This window comes from Bacillus sp. EB106-07-01-XG149 (genome assembly GCF_058791555.1).
The window spans coordinates 1020507-1036479 of the sequence record NZ_JBYTDP010000002.1 but is presented as its reverse complement, the minus strand read 5'-3'; the positions used below and the strand labels follow the sequence as shown (position 1 = coordinate 1036479).

General features: G+C 36.4%; 20 protein-coding genes, 1 pseudogene and 1 riboswitch. Of the genes and pseudogenes, 9 read left to right on the top strand and 12 right to left on the bottom strand.

Going from position 1 to position 15973, the window contains the following annotated elements:
• Positions 1 to 5: 5 nt before the first annotated feature.
• Positions 6 to 170, bottom strand: coding sequence for a hypothetical protein (locus tag AC3WTA_RS11545; protein WP_088610036.1), 165 nt, complete (start codon positions 168 to 170; stop codon positions 6 to 8).
• Between the two features lie 123 nt (positions 171 to 293).
• Here AC3WTA_RS11545 and AC3WTA_RS11540 point away from each other — a divergent pair, with 123 nt between their 5' ends.
• Together AC3WTA_RS11540 and AC3WTA_RS11535 are read left to right on the top strand one after the other, a co-directional pair.
• Positions 294 to 617, top strand: a complete 324-nt coding sequence (locus AC3WTA_RS11540) for an iron-sulfur cluster biosynthesis family protein (protein ID WP_000289559.1) — start codon at positions 294 to 296, stop codon at positions 615 to 617.
• A gap of 196 nt (positions 618 to 813) precedes the next feature.
• Positions 814 to 1719 (top strand): DMT family transporter, encoded by a 906-nt coding sequence (locus AC3WTA_RS11535; RefSeq protein WP_001255388.1) that lies wholly within the window; start codon positions 814 to 816, stop codon positions 1717 to 1719.
• Between the two features lie 28 nt (positions 1720 to 1747).
• Here the strand turns inward: AC3WTA_RS11535 and AC3WTA_RS11530 are convergent, their stop codons facing one another.
• On the bottom strand, positions 1748 to 1969 hold the full coding sequence (locus AC3WTA_RS11530; RefSeq protein WP_000639042.1) for a hypothetical protein: 222 nt from the start codon (positions 1967 to 1969) through the stop codon (positions 1748 to 1750).
• 291 nt (positions 1970 to 2260) lie between these two features.
• Between AC3WTA_RS11530 and AC3WTA_RS11525 the strand changes: the two genes are divergently transcribed.
• Positions 2261 to 2644, top strand: a complete 384-nt coding sequence (locus AC3WTA_RS11525) for an ATP synthase subunit I (protein ID WP_000624934.1) — start codon at positions 2261 to 2263, stop codon at positions 2642 to 2644.
• A gap of 114 nt (positions 2645 to 2758) precedes the next feature.
• Here the strand turns inward: AC3WTA_RS11525 and AC3WTA_RS11520 are convergent, their stop codons facing one another.
• Together AC3WTA_RS11520 and pckA are read right to left on the bottom strand one after the other, a co-directional pair.
• Positions 2759 to 2956, bottom strand: a complete 198-nt coding sequence (locus AC3WTA_RS11520) for a hypothetical protein (RefSeq protein ID WP_078182819.1) — start codon at positions 2954 to 2956, stop codon at positions 2759 to 2761.
• 314 nt (positions 2957 to 3270) lie between these two features.
• Positions 3271 to 4857, bottom strand: a complete 1587-nt coding sequence (gene pckA / locus AC3WTA_RS11515; protein WP_000108819.1) for a phosphoenolpyruvate carboxykinase (ATP) — start codon at positions 4855 to 4857, stop codon at positions 3271 to 3273.
• A 228-nt stretch (positions 4858 to 5085) separates the two neighbouring features.
• Positions 5086 to 5207, top strand: a riboswitch (SAM riboswitch).
• A gap of 169 nt (positions 5208 to 5376) precedes the next feature.
• Here pckA and metK point away from each other — a divergent pair.
• Entirely contained in the window at positions 5377 to 6576 is a 1200-nt protein-coding gene (metK, locus tag AC3WTA_RS11510; RefSeq protein ID WP_492332884.1) for a methionine adenosyltransferase, read from the top strand.
• Between the two features lie 41 nt (positions 6577 to 6617).
• On the opposite strand, the gene AC3WTA_RS11505 is transcribed toward metK, so the two are convergent.
• Positions 6618 to 6797, bottom strand: coding sequence for a hypothetical protein (locus tag AC3WTA_RS11505; RefSeq protein WP_088107412.1), 180 nt, complete (start codon positions 6795 to 6797; stop codon positions 6618 to 6620).
• A gap of 6 nt (positions 6798 to 6803) precedes the next feature.
• Entirely contained in the window at positions 6804 to 6983 is a 180-nt protein-coding gene (locus AC3WTA_RS11500) for a hypothetical protein (RefSeq protein ID WP_000424809.1), read from the bottom strand.
• Positions 6984 to 7314: 331 nt separating this feature from the next.
• On the opposite strand from AC3WTA_RS11500, the gene AC3WTA_RS11495 reads away from it, so the two are divergent.
• Positions 7315 to 7824: a MogA/MoaB family molybdenum cofactor biosynthesis protein gene (locus tag AC3WTA_RS11495; protein ID WP_000115584.1), complete on the top strand. Its 510-nt coding sequence runs from the start codon at positions 7315 to 7317 to the stop codon at positions 7822 to 7824.
• Positions 7821 to 8423, top strand: coding sequence for a molybdenum cofactor guanylyltransferase (locus AC3WTA_RS11490; RefSeq protein WP_097860436.1), 603 nt, complete (start codon positions 7821 to 7823; stop codon positions 8421 to 8423). The genes AC3WTA_RS11495 and AC3WTA_RS11490 overlap by 4 nt, the downstream gene beginning before the upstream one ends.
• A gap of 282 nt (positions 8424 to 8705) precedes the next feature.
• Here the strand turns inward: AC3WTA_RS11490 and AC3WTA_RS11485 are convergent, their stop codons facing one another.
• The 3 genes from AC3WTA_RS11485 to AC3WTA_RS11475 all read right to left on the bottom strand — a co-directional run bounded on the left by AC3WTA_RS11485 (position 8706) and on the right by AC3WTA_RS11475 (position 11048).
• On the bottom strand, positions 8706 to 9848 hold the full coding sequence (locus AC3WTA_RS11485; protein WP_098251602.1) for a glycosyltransferase family 4 protein: 1143 nt from the start codon (positions 9846 to 9848) through the stop codon (positions 8706 to 8708).
• Between the two features lie 12 nt (positions 9849 to 9860).
• Positions 9861 to 10394: a phosphatase PAP2 family protein gene (locus tag AC3WTA_RS11480; protein ID WP_000868584.1), complete on the bottom strand. Its 534-nt coding sequence runs from the start codon at positions 10392 to 10394 to the stop codon at positions 9861 to 9863.
• Positions 10395 to 10535: 141 nt separating this feature from the next.
• Complete coding sequence (locus AC3WTA_RS11475) at positions 10536 to 11048, bottom strand: gamma carbonic anhydrase (protein WP_000640203.1); 513 nt, start codon at positions 11046 to 11048, stop codon at positions 10536 to 10538.
• A gap of 74 nt (positions 11049 to 11122) precedes the next feature.
• On the opposite strand from AC3WTA_RS11475, the gene AC3WTA_RS11470 reads away from it, so the two are divergent.
• From AC3WTA_RS11470 to AC3WTA_RS11460, 3 genes are all read left to right on the top strand, one after another.
• Positions 11123 to 11926 (top strand): alpha/beta hydrolase, encoded by an 804-nt coding sequence (locus tag AC3WTA_RS11470; RefSeq protein ID WP_000267433.1) that lies wholly within the window; start codon positions 11123 to 11125, stop codon positions 11924 to 11926.
• Positions 11927 to 11963: 37 nt separating this feature from the next.
• Complete coding sequence (locus tag AC3WTA_RS11465) at positions 11964 to 13028, top strand: tetraprenyl-beta-curcumene synthase family protein (RefSeq protein WP_001102481.1); 1065 nt, start codon at positions 11964 to 11966, stop codon at positions 13026 to 13028.
• A gap of 61 nt (positions 13029 to 13089) precedes the next feature.
• Complete coding sequence (locus tag AC3WTA_RS11460; RefSeq protein WP_000811315.1) at positions 13090 to 13302, top strand: hypothetical protein; 213 nt, start codon at positions 13090 to 13092, stop codon at positions 13300 to 13302.
• A 35-nt stretch (positions 13303 to 13337) separates the two neighbouring features.
• On the opposite strand, the gene AC3WTA_RS11455 is transcribed toward AC3WTA_RS11460, so the two are convergent.
• From AC3WTA_RS11455 to AC3WTA_RS11445, 3 genes and pseudogenes are all read right to left on the bottom strand, one after another.
• Positions 13338 to 14639 (bottom strand): PepSY-associated TM helix domain-containing protein, encoded by a 1302-nt coding sequence (locus tag AC3WTA_RS11455; protein ID WP_492332883.1) that lies wholly within the window; start codon positions 14637 to 14639, stop codon positions 13338 to 13340.
• Between the two features lie 115 nt (positions 14640 to 14754).
• A pseudogene (locus tag AC3WTA_RS11450) lies at positions 14755 to 15279 on the bottom strand (hypothetical protein).
• 2 nt (positions 15280 to 15281) lie between these two features.
• Complete coding sequence (locus AC3WTA_RS11445) at positions 15282 to 15950, bottom strand: aspartate/glutamate racemase family protein (RefSeq protein ID WP_000579319.1); 669 nt, start codon at positions 15948 to 15950, stop codon at positions 15282 to 15284.
• Positions 15951 to 15973: the final 23 nt, after the last annotated feature.

The following is a 15973-nucleotide window of genomic DNA, read 5'->3' as shown; positions in this document are numbered from 1 at the left end:
GATTCTTATTTTTTCATAGCAAAATAAGAAGCGGTTAGGAAACAAATAAAGCCTAAAATCCAACCAATAGAAGGAGAATAGGGAAGTATATGTTGTAATACCATTCCGCTAGAAATAAAAAAGCTACCGAGTAGGCCTAAGAAGATGGGGTATCGCAGTAATTTGAACATGAGTGATACAACCTCCTTTATTACATATATTGTATATTAGTCTTAATTTTCTGTATATAATTTTAGAGAAAAATGATGGTACAATATATGAAGGATATGAGAAGAGAGGATGAAGAGTAGCGTATGTATGTTACTGTAACAGAAGCCGCATATAAAAAGATTATGGATACGATTCCGGATGAAACGAAATATATAAAGTTATTTTACGATAATGAGGGTTGTGGTTGTGTCATGAGCGGAATTATCGATTTAGTAGCTGTAGCAGAAAAAGATGAGCGCGATGTGGATATCGAATCTAGCGTAATGAATTTTATCGCAGATCGCACAAAGCTTGTATTTATGGATGATAAGTTAACAGTTGATTGGCATGAAGTTGGAGGAACTTTTCAGCTGAAGAGCCCAAGCCAATTTTATAATCCAAATATGAAGTTACACGTTCGAGTGTAAGAAAGAAAAGGTGGTTCCAAAATATTTTTGGACCATCTTTTTTTATTGTCTAAGTCGCTATATTTAAAAAATCGCTGATATAATTTCATGTACTAAACAAAGAAAACCTCTCCATACAACACAAAGATTTTTTCACATAATGAAATGTACATATGATTGAATTTTCTGTATAATCGTATTTGCGGAGGGGATACGCATGAGAAGATGGGGGATTGAGTTATTAATTTTAGCAGTCGTTATTATTTGGGGGATTAATTTTACGATTGCTAAATATGGACTTTTAGAATTTACAGCAATTGAGTTTACTGCACTTCGGATGATATCAGCGGCACCGCTTATGTTACTCCTTACATTTTTTATTGAAAAGTCGGTTTATATGGAACGAAAGGATATACCTAGATTAATCATCGTTAGCGTTGTAGGTATTGTACTGTATCAAACGTTATTTATGGAAACTGTCAAATATACATCCGCTACAAATGCCTCTTTACTCATTTCTATTTCACCTATTTTTACAACTGTATTTGCGATTTTCTTGAAACAAGAAAAGTTTTCTTCTCGAAAGCTCATCGGTTCTATAATTGCCTTTGGTGGTGCTGCATTAGTTTTAGTAGCAGGGCATTCGCTTGCTAGTTCTTTTTATGGTAACGGAATTGGACTTATTACATCAATATGCTGGGGGCTTTATCCTGTTTTAGCAGGTCCATTAATTAAAAAATATTCAGCACTACGTGTTACCGCATGGTCAGCGTTAGTTGGCGCGATTCCGCTTTTATTGTTAAGTGGACCACATGTATTTATAATGCCATTTCACATTACACACGGAATGACACTATTCGCTTTACTATATTCCATTTTCTTTGTAACAGTATTTGGTTTAGTGATGTGGTATGTTGGTATTCAAAAAATTGGCGCGTCACATACGATGGTATATATGTATATAACGCCGCTTGTAGCTGTTTTATTTGCAGCTGTATGGGCAAATGAATATGTATCATTTCAACAAATAATCGGTGGAATTATTATTTTCTTCGGTCTATGGTTTGTGAAATTAGAGAAAGTAAAAATTCATTCTAATGCGGGGGAACCTATATCAAAATAGGAAAACAGATCACCTATGATCTGCTTTCCTATTTTTTTATTTTTGGTAAGAAGATGAGAAATAAGATAGCAGTAATAAGTGGAATTAAGTTTAAAAATGGAATACGGAAGAGTGTGATAAGAATAATACCTGGAAGAAGAACACCGAGGACAGCGTAGAAAATACTATGATTCTTCGTGTACCAATACAATGAAAGTCCAATAAGTGCAGGGATAATGAGGTGAATGAGAGCCATTAGAAAATAAATCATTAGACGCCCCCTTTATTTGTGTACTTATTACATCATATCCGTATGTTCATAGATTGATATCACTTTTTTCATAAATGGACGAAAAATGTTTGGAAAAACGTCACAAATTATGAGAATATGATGTTTAAAATCTTGTATAATATTATTTCCTGAAAATATTCAAACAACATAAACATACTGTTTATGTTGTTTTTAATTTGAGTGAAATGAATTTTAAGTAGTATGAACTCGAAAGAAATGAGTTATACAGCTTTTGTTGGATAGATAAAAATTACTGAAGAGGAGAACAGCATGATTAGTATGTCATTAAGATCGTTTAAAATTCAATCGTATTATTTACTAGGTTTTCTTTTACTAGGATGGATGTTAACGCCGTTTTCAGCTCATTTTCTAGGTGCTGGAATTGGACTGATTGTAAGTATGTATTGTGTTTGGCTTTTAGGGAGAAGAATTGAGAAGCTTGGAGATAGTATCGTAAAGAAAACGAAAGCACCGACGCTCGGTATGTTTAATCGGTTTGCAGCTGCTATTTTAGGTGCTGTTATTATGTACGAAATTGAACATCATATGGTTATGTGGGCATTTGCAGTAGGGATTCTGGGTGGCTATTTCTTAATCGTTGTGAATTTAGGCTACTATAGTATGAAAGATGAGGAAGAATTAACAAAGAGCTAAAAAGATAAAAAGCCTCTTTTTAGATGAAATAGAGGATCCGGCGGGGGATAGTACAATAGGAAGCGTAACTTTGCATAAAATATAGGTTTCCGCTTCCAATAAGTTAACATGAAATCACTTAGTAGTATGACTCTCAGGTTCTTTAAAAAAGTTAGATACAATACAACAAAATATTCCGGTAATTAGAATAATGTATTTTATCGTTTCACTTGTATGCTCAAATAAATTAACGTTAAGCATCACAAGTCCCCAAAACATTTGAATGGCTCCATAACTGAATAATATTTTTCCTGTACGAGAAAAATTTTTCATAGCCCTCTTCCTTTCCTGTATATGTAAATTTTATCATAAAAAACTATAAAACGAATGATTATAAAATGAATTTTCAGTAAGTTTATAGATGTTGGTATGCAATTTTATGAGCTAAGTCACAGATGAAGAGATTAAAGTTGTACTTTATATAAGATATAGAAAGAAGCTTACGTCAAAAACGTAAGCTTCTTTTTTATGTAAGTGTGTGTAACCGTTAAGCCGCATTGGGTTTTGTCGGTGAGTACGCGAAACTTTACGGTTACACGACACTTATTCATATGAGTAAAAGGGTTATTCCAACAGAAAGTTTGTACTTAAGCGATTGGACCGCCTAAGTTAATAATATCTTCAGAAACGCTGTCGAACTTTTTGAAGTTCTCTTTGAATTCGCTTGCAAGTTCGATTGCTTTCTCTTTATAAGCAGCTTTATCAGCCCAAGTTTGTTCAGGCATTAACACTTCGTCAGGTACACCTGGTACGTGAAGTGGAACTTCAAGACCGAAGATGTCATGTTTAGCTGTTTCAGTTTTCGCAAGTTCGCCGCTTAATGCTGCTTGAATCATTGCACGAGTGTAACCTAAGTTCATACGTTTACCAATGCCGTATTCGCCACCAGTCCAGCCAGTGTTTACTAAGAATACTTTCGCATCGTGTTTCTCGATTTTTTCACCAAGCATTTCAGCATAGCGAGATGCATCAAGTGGTAAGAATGGTGAACCGAAGCAAGTTGAGAATGTTGCTTGCGGAGATGTAACACCACGCTCTGTTCCTGCTAGTTTACTAGTGTAACCACTTAAGAAATGATACATAGCTTGTTCTTTTGATAACTTACTGATTGGAGGCAATACGCCAGATGCATCAGCAGTTAAGAAAATGATTGTATTTGGGTGTCCAGCAACACTTGGCAGTACGATATTGTCGATCGCATGCATAGGGTATGCAGCACGAGTATTTTCTGTTAAAGTAGTATCGTTATAGTCTGCGATACGCGTTTGGTTATTAATGATAACGTTTTCTAAAACAGATCCAAATTTGATTGCATCGAAAATTTGTGGTTCTTTCTCGTGAGAAAGGTTTACACATTTTGCGTAGCAACCGCCTTCAATATTGAATACACCGTTATCAGACCAACCATGCTCATCATCACCGATTAATTTACGGTGTGGATCAGCAGATAATGTTGTTTTACCTGTTCCAGATAAACCGAAGAATAGTGCTACGTCGCCTTCTTCACCTACGTTTGCAGAGCAATGCATAGAAAGAATATCTTGTTCAGGTAGTAAGAAGTTCATAATAGAGAAGATTGATTTTTTCATTTCTCCAGCGTATTCTGTACCACCAATTAGTACGATACGTTTTTCGAATGAAACCATAATGAATGCTTCAGAGTTTGTACCGTCAACAGCTGGATCAGCTTTGAAATTCGGTGCAGAAACAATTGTGAACTCTGATTCATGAGTTGTTAATTCTTCTTCAGTTGGACGAATAAATAATTGATGTACAAATAAATTGTGCCATGCATATTCGTTAATAACTTGAATTGGTAGGCGGTAATTGCGGTCAGCGCCTGCAAATCCATTGAAGACGAATAACTCTTCTTTTTCTTTTAAGTATTCTAAAACTTTAGTATATAATTTATTAAAATGTTCTTCAGAGATCGGCTGATTCACTGCTCCCCAAGCAATTTTGTCAGCAACCGATGCTTCTTTCACAATAAATTTATCTTTAGGAGAACGTCCTGTATATTTTCCTGTTGAAGCAGAAACGGCACCAGTAGAAGTTAATTTCCCTTCATTTCGCATTAATACTTTTTCCACTAATTGCGGAACACTTAGTTGAATCTGTGCATTGCTTCCGTTCAATAATTCGTGTAAACCAATTTGGACATTCACAGTACTCATATTTATATACCATCCTTTTCATTTAATGAAATATTTCTCGTAATCCCCAACAAGAGTATAACACAATTATATAAATAATGTATACTATTTATTTCTTTTTGTTTGTGTGAATGTATTATTTCCTTATTAATATTTCATTCCAGGCGTATTGAGAAAAACTTTCAGGAAAATGTGAATATTAATTGACAAATGAATATCATTTCTTTAGTATAGGTTGGGACGGATACTCTCTTATCCCGAGCTGGCGGAGGGACAGGCCCGATGAAGCCCAGCAACCTCATTTGTAGTGGTAAATACAGGTGAATAGGTGCTAAAACCTGTGCGAGGCTAACGGTCTCGAACGATAAGAGCAAAGGGCAAAAAGCAGTATGCAAGTAGCAAATTAAACCTTTCCTCTATGTAAAGTAGGAAAGGTTTTTCTGTATGCTTGTGTGGGAGAATAAATGTATGTCGCAGTTTGTGGCAAATTAAGGATGAGTTCCGTACAATATATACAATTACTGTAGGGAGGTTTACCACATGACAAAAAAACGTCATCTGTTCACATCTGAGTCTGTAACTGAAGGACATCCAGATAAAATTTGTGACCAAATTTCTGATTCAATTTTAGATGCGATCTTATCAAAGGACGCAAATGCACGTGTAGCTTGTGAAACAACTGTAACAACTGGTTTAGTATTGGTAGCGGGGGAAATTACGACTTCTACTTACGTAGATATTCCAAAAATCGTTCGTGAAACAATTCAAGGCATTGGTTACACACGCGCAAAATATGGATTCGATGCAGAAACTTGTGCAGTTTTAACATCTATCGATGAGCAATCTGCTGACATCGCTATGGGTGTTGACCAAGCGCTAGAAGCACGCGAAGGTCTAATGACTGACGCTGAGATTGAGGCAATTGGTGCGGGAGACCAAGGTTTAATGTTTGGCTTCGCATGTAATGAAACACAAGAATTAATGCCACTTCCAATCTCGCTTGCTCACAAATTAGCTCGCCGTTTAACTGAAGTACGTAAAGATGACACATTATCATACTTACGTCCGGATGGAAAAACGCAAGTTACAGTTGAGTATGATGAAAATGGTAAACCTGTACGTGTAGATACAATCGTAATTTCTACACAGCATCATCCAGATGTTACATGGGAAGAAATCGATCGCGATTTAAAAGAGCATGTAATTAAAGCTGTAGTTTCAGCAGAATTAATGGATGGAGAAACGAAATTCTTCATTAATCCAACTGGCCGCTTCGTAATTGGTGGACCACAAGGTGATGCTGGTTTAACAGGACGTAAAATCATCGTTGATACTTACGGTGGATACGCTCGCCACGGTGGCGGTGCATTCTCTGGTAAAGATGCAACGAAAGTTGACCGTTCTGCAGCATATGCAGCTCGTTATGTTGCGAAAAACATCGTAGCAGCTGGTCTTGCTGACAAAGCAGAAGTACAACTTGCATACGCAATCGGTGTAGCACAACCAGTATCAATTTCAGTTGATACATTCGGCACTGGTAAAGTATCTGAAGACGTACTAGTAGAACTAGTTCGTAACAACTTCGATCTTCGCCCAGCTGGTATTATTAAAATGCTAGACTTACGTCGCCCAATTTACAAACAAACAGCAGCTTACGGCCACTTCGGACGTACTGATGTAGATCTATCATGGGAACGTACAGACAAAGCTGCAGCTTTAAAAGAGCAAGCTGGTCTATAATATATGAAAAAAAGCTTTGCGCCGTGAGCGCAAAGCTTTTTTTATTTTGTTTTATTTACTACTTGGATGCAAGAACCACAATAAACTTCGCCGTCTAGCTCAATATACTTTTTCATATTAGTCATACCACTTGCTGGAAAGGGCATATGAATCCATGCTTTTTCATACGTTTGTATTTCCTTTTCACATGATTTACAAAGGATTGGTTTCTTCTCGAACATATGTAATCAACCTTTCATTTGACGTGCTTTACCCACGCAAAAGGCACTGCTTAGTAAAAATAGTGTTGCGAATATAATGCTTACTAATGTAGCGTATGGAATTGCGCCTTTTAGAGAAAAGCCAACAGTAATGGAAGCGACAAATAAGAGGATAAATGTTGTTGTTAATTTTTTATAAAGTTCCATAATATGTGGACCTCCTTATTTAGAGATTGAATGTTTAAAAATAAAATCTACTATATAGGCAAGTACGAGAGGAATTAATGTGCTAGTCAAATAGTAACGAATACCACCATCAGTCATAAGCACATACAATTTTAAAAAGTTAATATCAAACCCGTAAGCGATACATTGAAAAAGGGATAAAATAATTAGGAATGGTATAATGGGTACGTATCGTTTTATGTTATAAAACATAAATAAGATCCTTTATATAGATAAATGTACTTATATTGTATCATGTTGAATTCTTTGCTTCATACATAATTTTACAAGAAAATGAAAGGGAAGATGAAAAATGAGTGTCAATGAACATAAAAAACAAGCGCCAAAAGAAGTGCGTTGTAAGGTCGTGACGATTTCCGATACACGTACGGAAGAGACAGATAAGAGCGGACAACTATTACATGAATTGTTAAAAGAAGCAGGCCATACAGTGACCTCTTATGAAATTGTAAAAGATGATAAAGAAAGTATTCAGCAAGCAGTGTTAGCTGGTTATCATAGGGAAGATGTTGATGTCGTGTTAACAAATGGAGGTACTGGTATTACGAAACGTGATGTGACGATTGAAGCGGTGTCAGCGTTATTAGATAAAGAAATTGTCGGGTTTGGTGAGTTGTTCCGCATGATTAGTTATTTAGAAGATATCGGAAGCAGCGCAATGTTAAGTAGAGCGATTGGCGGTACAGTTGGGCGCAAAGTTGTCTTTTCCATGCCAGGGTCTAGCGGAGCAGTTCGTCTTGCGATGAATAAGTTAATTTTACCGGAATTAGGTCATATTACATTTGAGCTGCATCGCCAATGAGTAAGTATGCTGGAATTGTATTGGCAGGTGGTATGTCGAGTCGATTCGGTGAGCCGAAAGCGTTAGCGAGCTGGCAAGGTAGTACTTTTATTGAGCATATTTTGAAAGTGATGACAACTGCGTTACAAGAAGTTGTGGTCATTAGTAACTCCGATATAAAAGAGCGAGTAGAGCAACTCGTACAAGTTCCTGTTATAGAAGATATTCCGCATTATAAAGGAAATGGACCACTTGCTGGAATTGTATCAGGAATGGAATATATAGAAGCAGATTGGTACGCTATTATGCCTTGCGATGCGCCGAATGTTTCGCATGAATGGTTTACCATTTTGCTAGAGCAAACGAGTTATGAATATGATGCGGTTGTACCTATTATTAATGGAAGAAAACAACCGTTACTTGCAGCGTATCATAACCGTGTCAAAGAAAAGATTTATGCTTTGCTTCAGGAAGAAAAAAGAAGTATGGGCCAGCTTTTATCGCAATGTAATGTGAAATATATTGCTGGTGAAGATGTACAAGCGAATGCGGATTGGTTTATAAATGTGAATACGAAAGAAGAATATGTGCAGGCTCAAAAAAACCTTTCAAATGAATGAAAGGTTTTTTTGATATACAGAAATTGGGGAACAATTACTGTATAAAGGTATGTGAGTACGTTGATTTTAAGGGGAATCGCTTAAAATCACCATACAGTAAAAATACTGTATAACCATATATTAATTTTTATGGGTTTTTATTACAAGTCTGTTTAGTTATGTATCTTTTTGTTATAATGGATATGAAAATAAATAGATATTTCACCTAATGTATCATTTAGTAAACTAAAATTTATAACTGTGTAATAAACTCCCTTCGTTTTTTGAAGGGAGTTTTTCTGTTTAAGCGAGTAATTCTGATGCGTTATGCTGAAGGACTTCTTCATATTGGTCAAGTAAGCCACGAAAGATTTCATCCCAGCTTTTTGATTTGGCATAAGACGTAGCAGCTAGCCCCATTTGTATTAGTTTCTGTTCATTTTGCAATAAAGAATGGATGGATGATAGAAATGAATCCGCATGTTTGGAGGGGCAAAGAACTCCCGTTTTTCCATCTGTAATAATATTTTTAACCCCGCCACTATTTGCACCAATGACAGGTGTTCCGCATGCAAGTGATTCGAGTACGACATTTCCGAACGTTTCAGTAGCGGATGGAAATACCATGATGTTAGAACAAGCATATGCTTCAGCTAAATCCTTACCTTGTAAATATCCAGTAAAAGTGACATTTGTTTTCGGAACAGATTCACGTAAATTTGTTGCTAGAGGACCGTCTCCTGCGATGAGCCAATGAATGTCGTTTCGAGTACGCGCTGTTTGCACGATAAGGTGTTGCAACGTATCAATATCTTTTTCAGGGGCAATCCGTCCAACATAGGAAAGGACATACTTTGCTGTAATATTATATTTTTTTCGGAATAGGTCTGTATTGTAAGATGGATGAAAGAGTGTGCAATCTACACCCCGTCCCCATATGGAGAGGGCCTGAAAGCCTTTATTTTTGAGTTGGTGTAACGTTTCAAAAGAAGGAACGAAATTTTTTTGCATATGACTATGAAACCATTTTAAATAGTTCCAAAGCATGTTAGAGAGAAATTCAATTTTGTAATAGCGTAAATAAGCATCGAAATCAGTATGATAAGAACCGACAACTGGGATGTTTAACTTTTTTGCATAATACAATCCACAAAGTCCCATGTTGAAAGGTGTGGCAATGTGAATAATGTCAGGTTTAAAGGAAAGAAGTTCTCGTTTAATGCGCGGAGTAGGAAAAGAAAAGCGGCATTCTGGATATAATATTGTTAACGGGATACTTCTCATCTTGTTCACATTAGCTACGAAATTATCTTCAGCTGTATGCTGAGGGGCGAAAACAGAATAGGCGATCTTTTCTTTCTGAAAGTAACGTGTTAATCGTTCTAGTGTTTTCGCAACCCCGTTGACTTGTGGCGTAAAAGTATCGGTAAAAATGGCGACTCTCATCATATCACTCCTTTATGTGAAAAGTGGGATGAATTGATAAAAAGAGATGATGCCAGAGCAAGTGCCGAGGCACATACCGACGAATACATCAGACGGATAGTGAAGCCCTAAATAAATGCGAGAAATACCAACGCATAATGCTAACGGTAATAGAAAAGCAAATAAGCTTGGATTATAGCAAACAAATGGAATAAGGACAGAGAAAACGGCTGTTGTATGACCAGACGGGAAAGAGTGGTCTTTTAATGGATGGACTGGATATTTCGCATCCTGAATTGTTAAATAAGGACGTTTTCGCGGATACCATCTTTTTAATATTTGCACAGGAATATGGCTAATTGCTAAAGAAATAGCAGTTGCGATTGCAGCTTGATGCAAAGTCCCTTTTGCAAAAATTAAAAAGAAAAGTGTGAGTGCGATTGAGAAAGTAGCACCACCTATATGAGTAATATTGCTGAAAAAGATATTTAATGTTTTTTGATCAAAGTATCGGTTAATTCCTTTGAAAATGTAACATTCTATTTTATATAGTCCACTGACCTTCATGAAAATTCTCCTCCCTCGTTTACATATATATGGAGATATTAGCTTTTATTTTAATAAGATTTTATTGAGGGAGTAATAATGTTTTGTAAATAAAAAGTTAGTTTTCATCAAAAAAGCTGCCAATCTTATGGCAGCGGAAATTTATTTCTGTAATGATTTATAGTATTGACCTTTTTCAACATATTGTGTGCGAATTCGCTCCATGTCTTTACGGTCTTCCTCTGTTAACTCACGAACGACTTTCGCTGGGCGACCGAACGCTAACGTGTTTGGCGGGATTTTCTTTCCTTGAGAAACGAGGCTTCCAGCACCGATAAAGGCTCCTTCACCAATTTCAGCACCATCTAATATAATAGATCCCATTCCAATTAAAGCATCTTTTTTAATATGACAGCTATGTAAAATAACTTGATGCCCAACTGTAACATCGTTTTCTAAAATAAGAGGGTACTGCGGGCTTTGATGAAGTGTACATTGGTCTTGTACATTTACTCGGTCTCCAATGATTGTTGGTGACACATCGCCGCGTATGACTGTATTAAACCAAATACTTGATTCCTCACCAATGGAAACATCGCCTGTAATGGTAACATAGTCAGCGATAAAAGCACTACTCGCAATTTTCGGATTTTTTTCTTTGTAAGGGTATATCATGTAAAGCCTTCCTTTCCTAGAGACTAGTTTTAGTGTATCAAATTATGAGAAAGAGTGAAATGGAGGAGAGCCGTATGTGGAATTATGAAGCAGAGGAAGCGAAAGCTGTCGTTGTTATCGTGCACGGCGCAATGGAATATCACGGACGTTACGAAGCCGTTGCGGAAATGTGGAATCATATCGGCTACCACGTCGTAATGGGGGACCTTCCGTCACATGGAACGACTTCAAGAAATAGAGGACATATTGATTCATTTGATGAATACATAGAGGAAGTTAAATTGTGGGTGAAAGAGGCAAGAAAGTATAGGTTACCTATTTTTATATTTGGTCATAGTATGGGTGGTCTTATTGTCATTCGTATGATGCAAGAAACGAAGAGAGAAGATGTAGACGGCATTATTTTAAGTTCGCCATGTTTAGGCGTAGTAGCTGGACCTTCAGCACCGCTTCAAGTTGCCTCAAAAATATTAAATGTTGTTGCACCAAAATTGCAATTTGCAACGAATCTTACAGTGGAAATGTCCACTCGTAATCATGAAGTTCGGGACGCGATGGAGAATGATTCATTGTTCTTGCGCAAAGTATCAGTACGTTGGTATAGTGAATTGATTAAGTCTATCGAAATTGCTCATAAAAAAATAGATGATTTTCCAGATGTTCCGCTCTTGCTAATGCAGGCTTGTGAGGATAAACTTGTAGATAAAACACGTGTCCGCATGTGGTTTGATAATGTTAAAATGAGTGATAAGGCTTTTAAAGAATGGCCGAATTGTTATCACGAGTTATTAAATGAGTATGAGCGTGATGAAATTTTGAATTATATTCAGTCATTTACTGAAATACGCATCAATAACATAATAGAAACAAATAAGTAAATTATTTGTACATTGAATAGAGGAGATGAAGGAAGAAGTGAACGTACCGAGTAATCCCATAACGCTCATGGCGAAAGTATACCGTGATGTGTTTCCGGTAGTACACCATGAGCTAGCGGTGTGGAAAGAGCGTGCCTACCATATTCCGAATGATGAGCTTCATAGTCAGGCAATCGCAAGTATTGAGAATAAAACGTTTCATTGCGAAGGCGGTGGTATTTTAGCACTGCTAGCAAATGAGCACCGAGAGGAATGCATTCGTTTTATCGTAGCGTATCAAACAATCAGCGATTATTTAGATAATTTATGTGACCGCAGTACATCACTTGACCCAAATGATTTTGCCGCACTGCATGAATCTATGTTAATGGCATTATCACCTGAAGTAGAAGGTGGCGGTAATTATTATCGCTATCGTGATGATCAAGACGATGGTGGTTATTTAGATGAACTTGTTGAAACATGCCAAGATGTTTTAAAGAAAACGAAGCACTATGACAAAATTGCTCCTGTTCTTCATGAACTTGCTTGTTATTATTGTGATTTGCAAATTCATAAACACGTGAAGTTAGAAGAAAGAGAACCACGCTTAAAAACATGGTTTGAAGCACATAAAGAAAACTTACCAGAGATGAGTTGGTTTGAATTTTCAGCATGTGCCGGTTCTACACTTGGGATCTTCTGTCTTGTAGCATATGCATTTCATGATGAATTACATGATGAAGATATTGCGAAAATTAGACAAGGATACTTCCCTTACGTACAAGGACTTCACATTTTACTTGATTATTTCATCGATCAAGAAGAAGACCGTATAGGCGGGGATTTGAATTTCTGTAGTTATTATGAAAACGAGCAAGCGATATTAGATCGTATGAAACATTTTGTAGAAGAAGCAGAGAAGAGCATTGGTGATTTACCTCATGCGAAGTTTCATCGTCTCATAAGCCGAGGGTTACTTGGTATTTATTTATCAGATCAAAAAGTATCAGCACAAAAGAATATGCACAAAATGGCACGGCGCATTGTAAAATACGGAGGGCTTACTTCACGATTCTTCTATTGGAACGGGAAGATGTACCGAAAGAAAATGGCGCAGTGATGAAGAAAACCACTCTTGTAGAGTGGTTTTCTTGTTATAATATGGTAAAGGTGGTGGTAAAATGAAGCAATTGTTTCGAAAGTTATATGACAATATTGAAGTAACATTACTCGTCCTACTTTCCATTTCATTTGTAACTGGAATGTATATGATGATGAATAAAGCGGGTGGTCCTACTACAATGGATTATATGGCTCAAATTATCATCGCATTGATTATCATATTAGATATTATCTTTTTAATAAGTAGTAGAAAAAAAGAAAATAGTAAATAAAAAGCATTTGTACACAGGAGTACAAATGCTTTTTATTATGATCGTATTTTTGAAAATACATATATAAGAAGTTCAATCGCGAAAATAACTAACACGGATAGTCCGAATAAAGGCATGACAGCGCCTAGTATAACCATCATGATAAAGAAAACGATTATGCTTTTCTTATCTCTTTGTTTTGGAGGTGCTGCTAATTTTCCTTTTGGTTTTCTTGCGAACCACATTTTTATTCCGTAATAAATAAGAAGTAATAAAGATAATGTCGTTAGTAAGCATAATATTTTATTTGGCCATCCGAATAAATGTCCTTCGTGAAGCGGGATACCGTAAGTGAACCATTGTGCAAATAAGCCATAATCACGATAGTCCGTTTTGGAAATAAGTTCTCCGCTATATTGATCAAAATAAGCTGTTATTTCTTCATTTGGTGCGACATGCATACCCGTAATACCGGAACCACTTGATTTCGAAACGGTGAATACACCTTTCGGATCAGCCGGTAGTGAGATAACATATGGCTTCTTTATTTCAATTCCTTTTTGTAACTCATCAATTGAAATGGCTTTTGGCTCATTTGAATTCGATTCAGGAGGAGCTTCTTTTCTTGTTGCCCACGGTAATTCTTTTACCTTCGATTCAGGCGGTGCCATATACAACTTTGGATATCCAATCGATTCATTCGACGATGCGATTTTATAAATTTGGTTACCCATAAATCCTGACCAAGGTAATCCAGATGCGACTAGCAGAATGAGTGGAATTGTAAATATAATACCGATAATAGAATGACGTCGTTTTGCTTTTTCTCGCCTATTGGATGCTGGTGTGTTTTTGAACTGGCGTATACTCATATACAACCCAGTAAAAATTAAAAAGATTGTCCAGCATGCCGCAAGCTCTACAATGTAGTTAATGACAGTACCACCAACTAAAAGAGAACTATGTAATTCCCTCATTATATTGGCAAACGTTTCACTTGCATTTTGATCTCCAACAATTTGATTATTGCTATCTAGATACACATATTTTTGTTGCCCAGTATATTCATTTGCAATAGTAAGCCTCGTATTATAATCCCCATTAAACTCACTAATTTTCGCCACACTATAATGTGGATATTTTTTCTCTGTTAAGAAAAGCGAATCAGCCATCGAAATAGACTCTGTTTGGGCACTCTTCCCAAAATATAAATCTTTATAGATGAAATCTTCAACCTCTTCCCGAAATAAATACCCAATTCCGCTCAGTGACAATGTAATAAGAAGCGGCGTAATAAAAAGCCCGGCATAAAAATGCCAACGCCAAAAAATGTAATGAAGCGAACGATTTACTTTCATACTTTCAGTTCCCCTAACCTTTCCTATATGAATAACTACTTATTTAATATAGCGAGATTAAGTGTGATTACTTTGAAAGAATTGTGAAGAAAGTTAAAAGTTTTTAGGGCAGATTTTATCGGCAAGACATACAATACGCAATGCAAAGCTTAGTTGAATGAATTAGCTCTTCATTTCCTTTTTGTAGCCTAATTTGAAGTGCCTTTTGAAAATAAGTAAGGGCGGTGTGGAAGTCACCCTCATCTAATTTACTTTTTCCGTAATGTTGGTAGAAGAAGTCTTCATAACTAGGAACGTTCGGCAACATATGTTGAAGTTCGGTAAATAGTGTATTTGCCGTATGGAAATTTTATTCCCAATGGTATGTGTGTGCGAGACGTAGTTTGTTAACAAAGAGTCCTTCTTTATTATTTAAATTTGTATAATATGCAATTGCTTCCTGTACGTAATACTTACTTTCAGAAAGGTTGCCAGCGATTCGTTCATAAACGCCAATTAAGCCGCAGTTTTTTCCATATAACGATTTTTTATGTAAATGCTCTTTCAAAAACACAATCCCTTGCTTCATTTCAGCAAGGGATATAGGTTTTTCTCTAAGGTTTTCATCAAATGTGTACCCCATTTCAAAAGGTATGTTCATTGTTACCTCCTTATAGTTTCTGCATACATCTTCACAACCGCCTCAGCAAGACATTGGGAGGAATCAACAAAATCCTCACTCGCCACAACATTCAAATCAGTACATGCGATAATAGCGGTATCTACTTCATCTTCCAACTGTAAAATGAGCGCATTCCACAATTTGCGAGCTTCTTTAATTTCTCCAGATTTAATATAAGTAATAATTTGATTAATCATTTCTTGCCATTTTTCATGATGAATGTACTCTATATTACGTTTTGCAATCCCGTCTTGGTAAATACCAGCTTGAATTGTCGCTTCTGTTGCGAGAAGAGCGACTCTTTTTGCAGTTTCAGGAATAGCTTGTAACGTCTCGTCGACTATATTCAAAATAGGAATAGAAATAGAACGTTGTAATTCTTCAAAATAAAGATGCGCCGTATTACAAGGCATAGCGATAAATTCTACGCCAGTACTTTCAAGTTTTTGTGCCCCTTCAATAATCGCTTTTTTCATTGCTTCGTGATTAATAGGGTGATCCATGTAAAACGGTGTTGGGCAAGAATAAATCATCATATGAGGAAAGTCCATATCATGCTTTGCTCCGTATATTGTTTGGCACCCTGCTACAACTGTATCGACGAATGGTCCAGTTGATTTTGGTCCCATTCCTGCTAGTATTCCGATCATTGGTTTGTCTCCTTTAATATGTA

Excerpts from the sequence above, each read along its gene's own strand:
- AC3WTA_RS11545 (WP_088610036.1), bottom strand. The coding sequence starts at position 170 with ATGTTCAAATTACTGCGATACCCCATCTTCTTAGGCCTACTCGGTAGC.
- AC3WTA_RS11540 (WP_000289559.1), top strand. The coding sequence starts at position 294 with ATGTATGTTACTGTAACAGAAGCCGCATATAAAAAGATTATGGATACG.
- AC3WTA_RS11535 (WP_001255388.1), top strand. The coding sequence starts at position 814 with ATGAGAAGATGGGGGATTGAGTTATTAATTTTAGCAGTCGTTATTATT.
- AC3WTA_RS11530 (WP_000639042.1), bottom strand. The coding sequence starts at position 1,969 with ATGATTTATTTTCTAATGGCTCTCATTCACCTCATTATCCCTGCACTT.
- AC3WTA_RS11525 (WP_000624934.1), top strand. The coding sequence starts at position 2,261 with ATGATTAGTATGTCATTAAGATCGTTTAAAATTCAATCGTATTATTTA.
- AC3WTA_RS11520 (WP_078182819.1), bottom strand. The coding sequence starts at position 2,956 with ATGAAAAATTTTTCTCGTACAGGAAAAATATTATTCAGTTATGGAGCC.
- pckA (WP_000108819.1), bottom strand. The coding sequence starts at position 4,857 with ATGAGTACTGTGAATGTCCAAATTGGTTTACACGAATTATTGAACGGA.
- metK (WP_492332884.1), top strand. The coding sequence starts at position 5,377 with ATGACAAAAAAACGTCATCTGTTCACATCTGAGTCTGTAACTGAAGGA.
- AC3WTA_RS11505 (WP_088107412.1), bottom strand. The coding sequence starts at position 6,797 with ATGTTCGAGAAGAAACCAATCCTTTGTAAATCATGTGAAAAGGAAATA.
- AC3WTA_RS11500 (WP_000424809.1), bottom strand. The coding sequence starts at position 6,983 with ATGGAACTTTATAAAAAATTAACAACAACATTTATCCTCTTATTTGTC.
- AC3WTA_RS11495 (WP_000115584.1), top strand. The coding sequence starts at position 7,315 with ATGAGTGTCAATGAACATAAAAAACAAGCGCCAAAAGAAGTGCGTTGT.
- AC3WTA_RS11490 (WP_097860436.1), top strand. The coding sequence starts at position 7,821 with ATGAGTAAGTATGCTGGAATTGTATTGGCAGGTGGTATGTCGAGTCGA.
- AC3WTA_RS11485 (WP_098251602.1), bottom strand. The coding sequence starts at position 9,848 with ATGAGAGTCGCCATTTTTACCGATACTTTTACGCCACAAGTCAACGGG.
- AC3WTA_RS11480 (WP_000868584.1), bottom strand. The coding sequence starts at position 10,394 with ATGAAGGTCAGTGGACTATATAAAATAGAATGTTACATTTTCAAAGGA.
- AC3WTA_RS11475 (WP_000640203.1), bottom strand. The coding sequence starts at position 11,048 with ATGATATACCCTTACAAAGAAAAAAATCCGAAAATTGCGAGTAGTGCT.
- AC3WTA_RS11470 (WP_000267433.1), top strand. The coding sequence starts at position 11,123 with ATGTGGAATTATGAAGCAGAGGAAGCGAAAGCTGTCGTTGTTATCGTG.
- AC3WTA_RS11460 (WP_000811315.1), top strand. The coding sequence starts at position 13,090 with ATGAAGCAATTGTTTCGAAAGTTATATGACAATATTGAAGTAACATTA.
- AC3WTA_RS11455 (WP_492332883.1), bottom strand. The coding sequence starts at position 14,639 with ATGAAAGTAAATCGTTCGCTTCATTACATTTTTTGGCGTTGGCATTTT.
- AC3WTA_RS11445 (WP_000579319.1), bottom strand. The coding sequence starts at position 15,950 with ATGATCGGAATACTAGCAGGAATGGGACCAAAATCAACTGGACCATTC.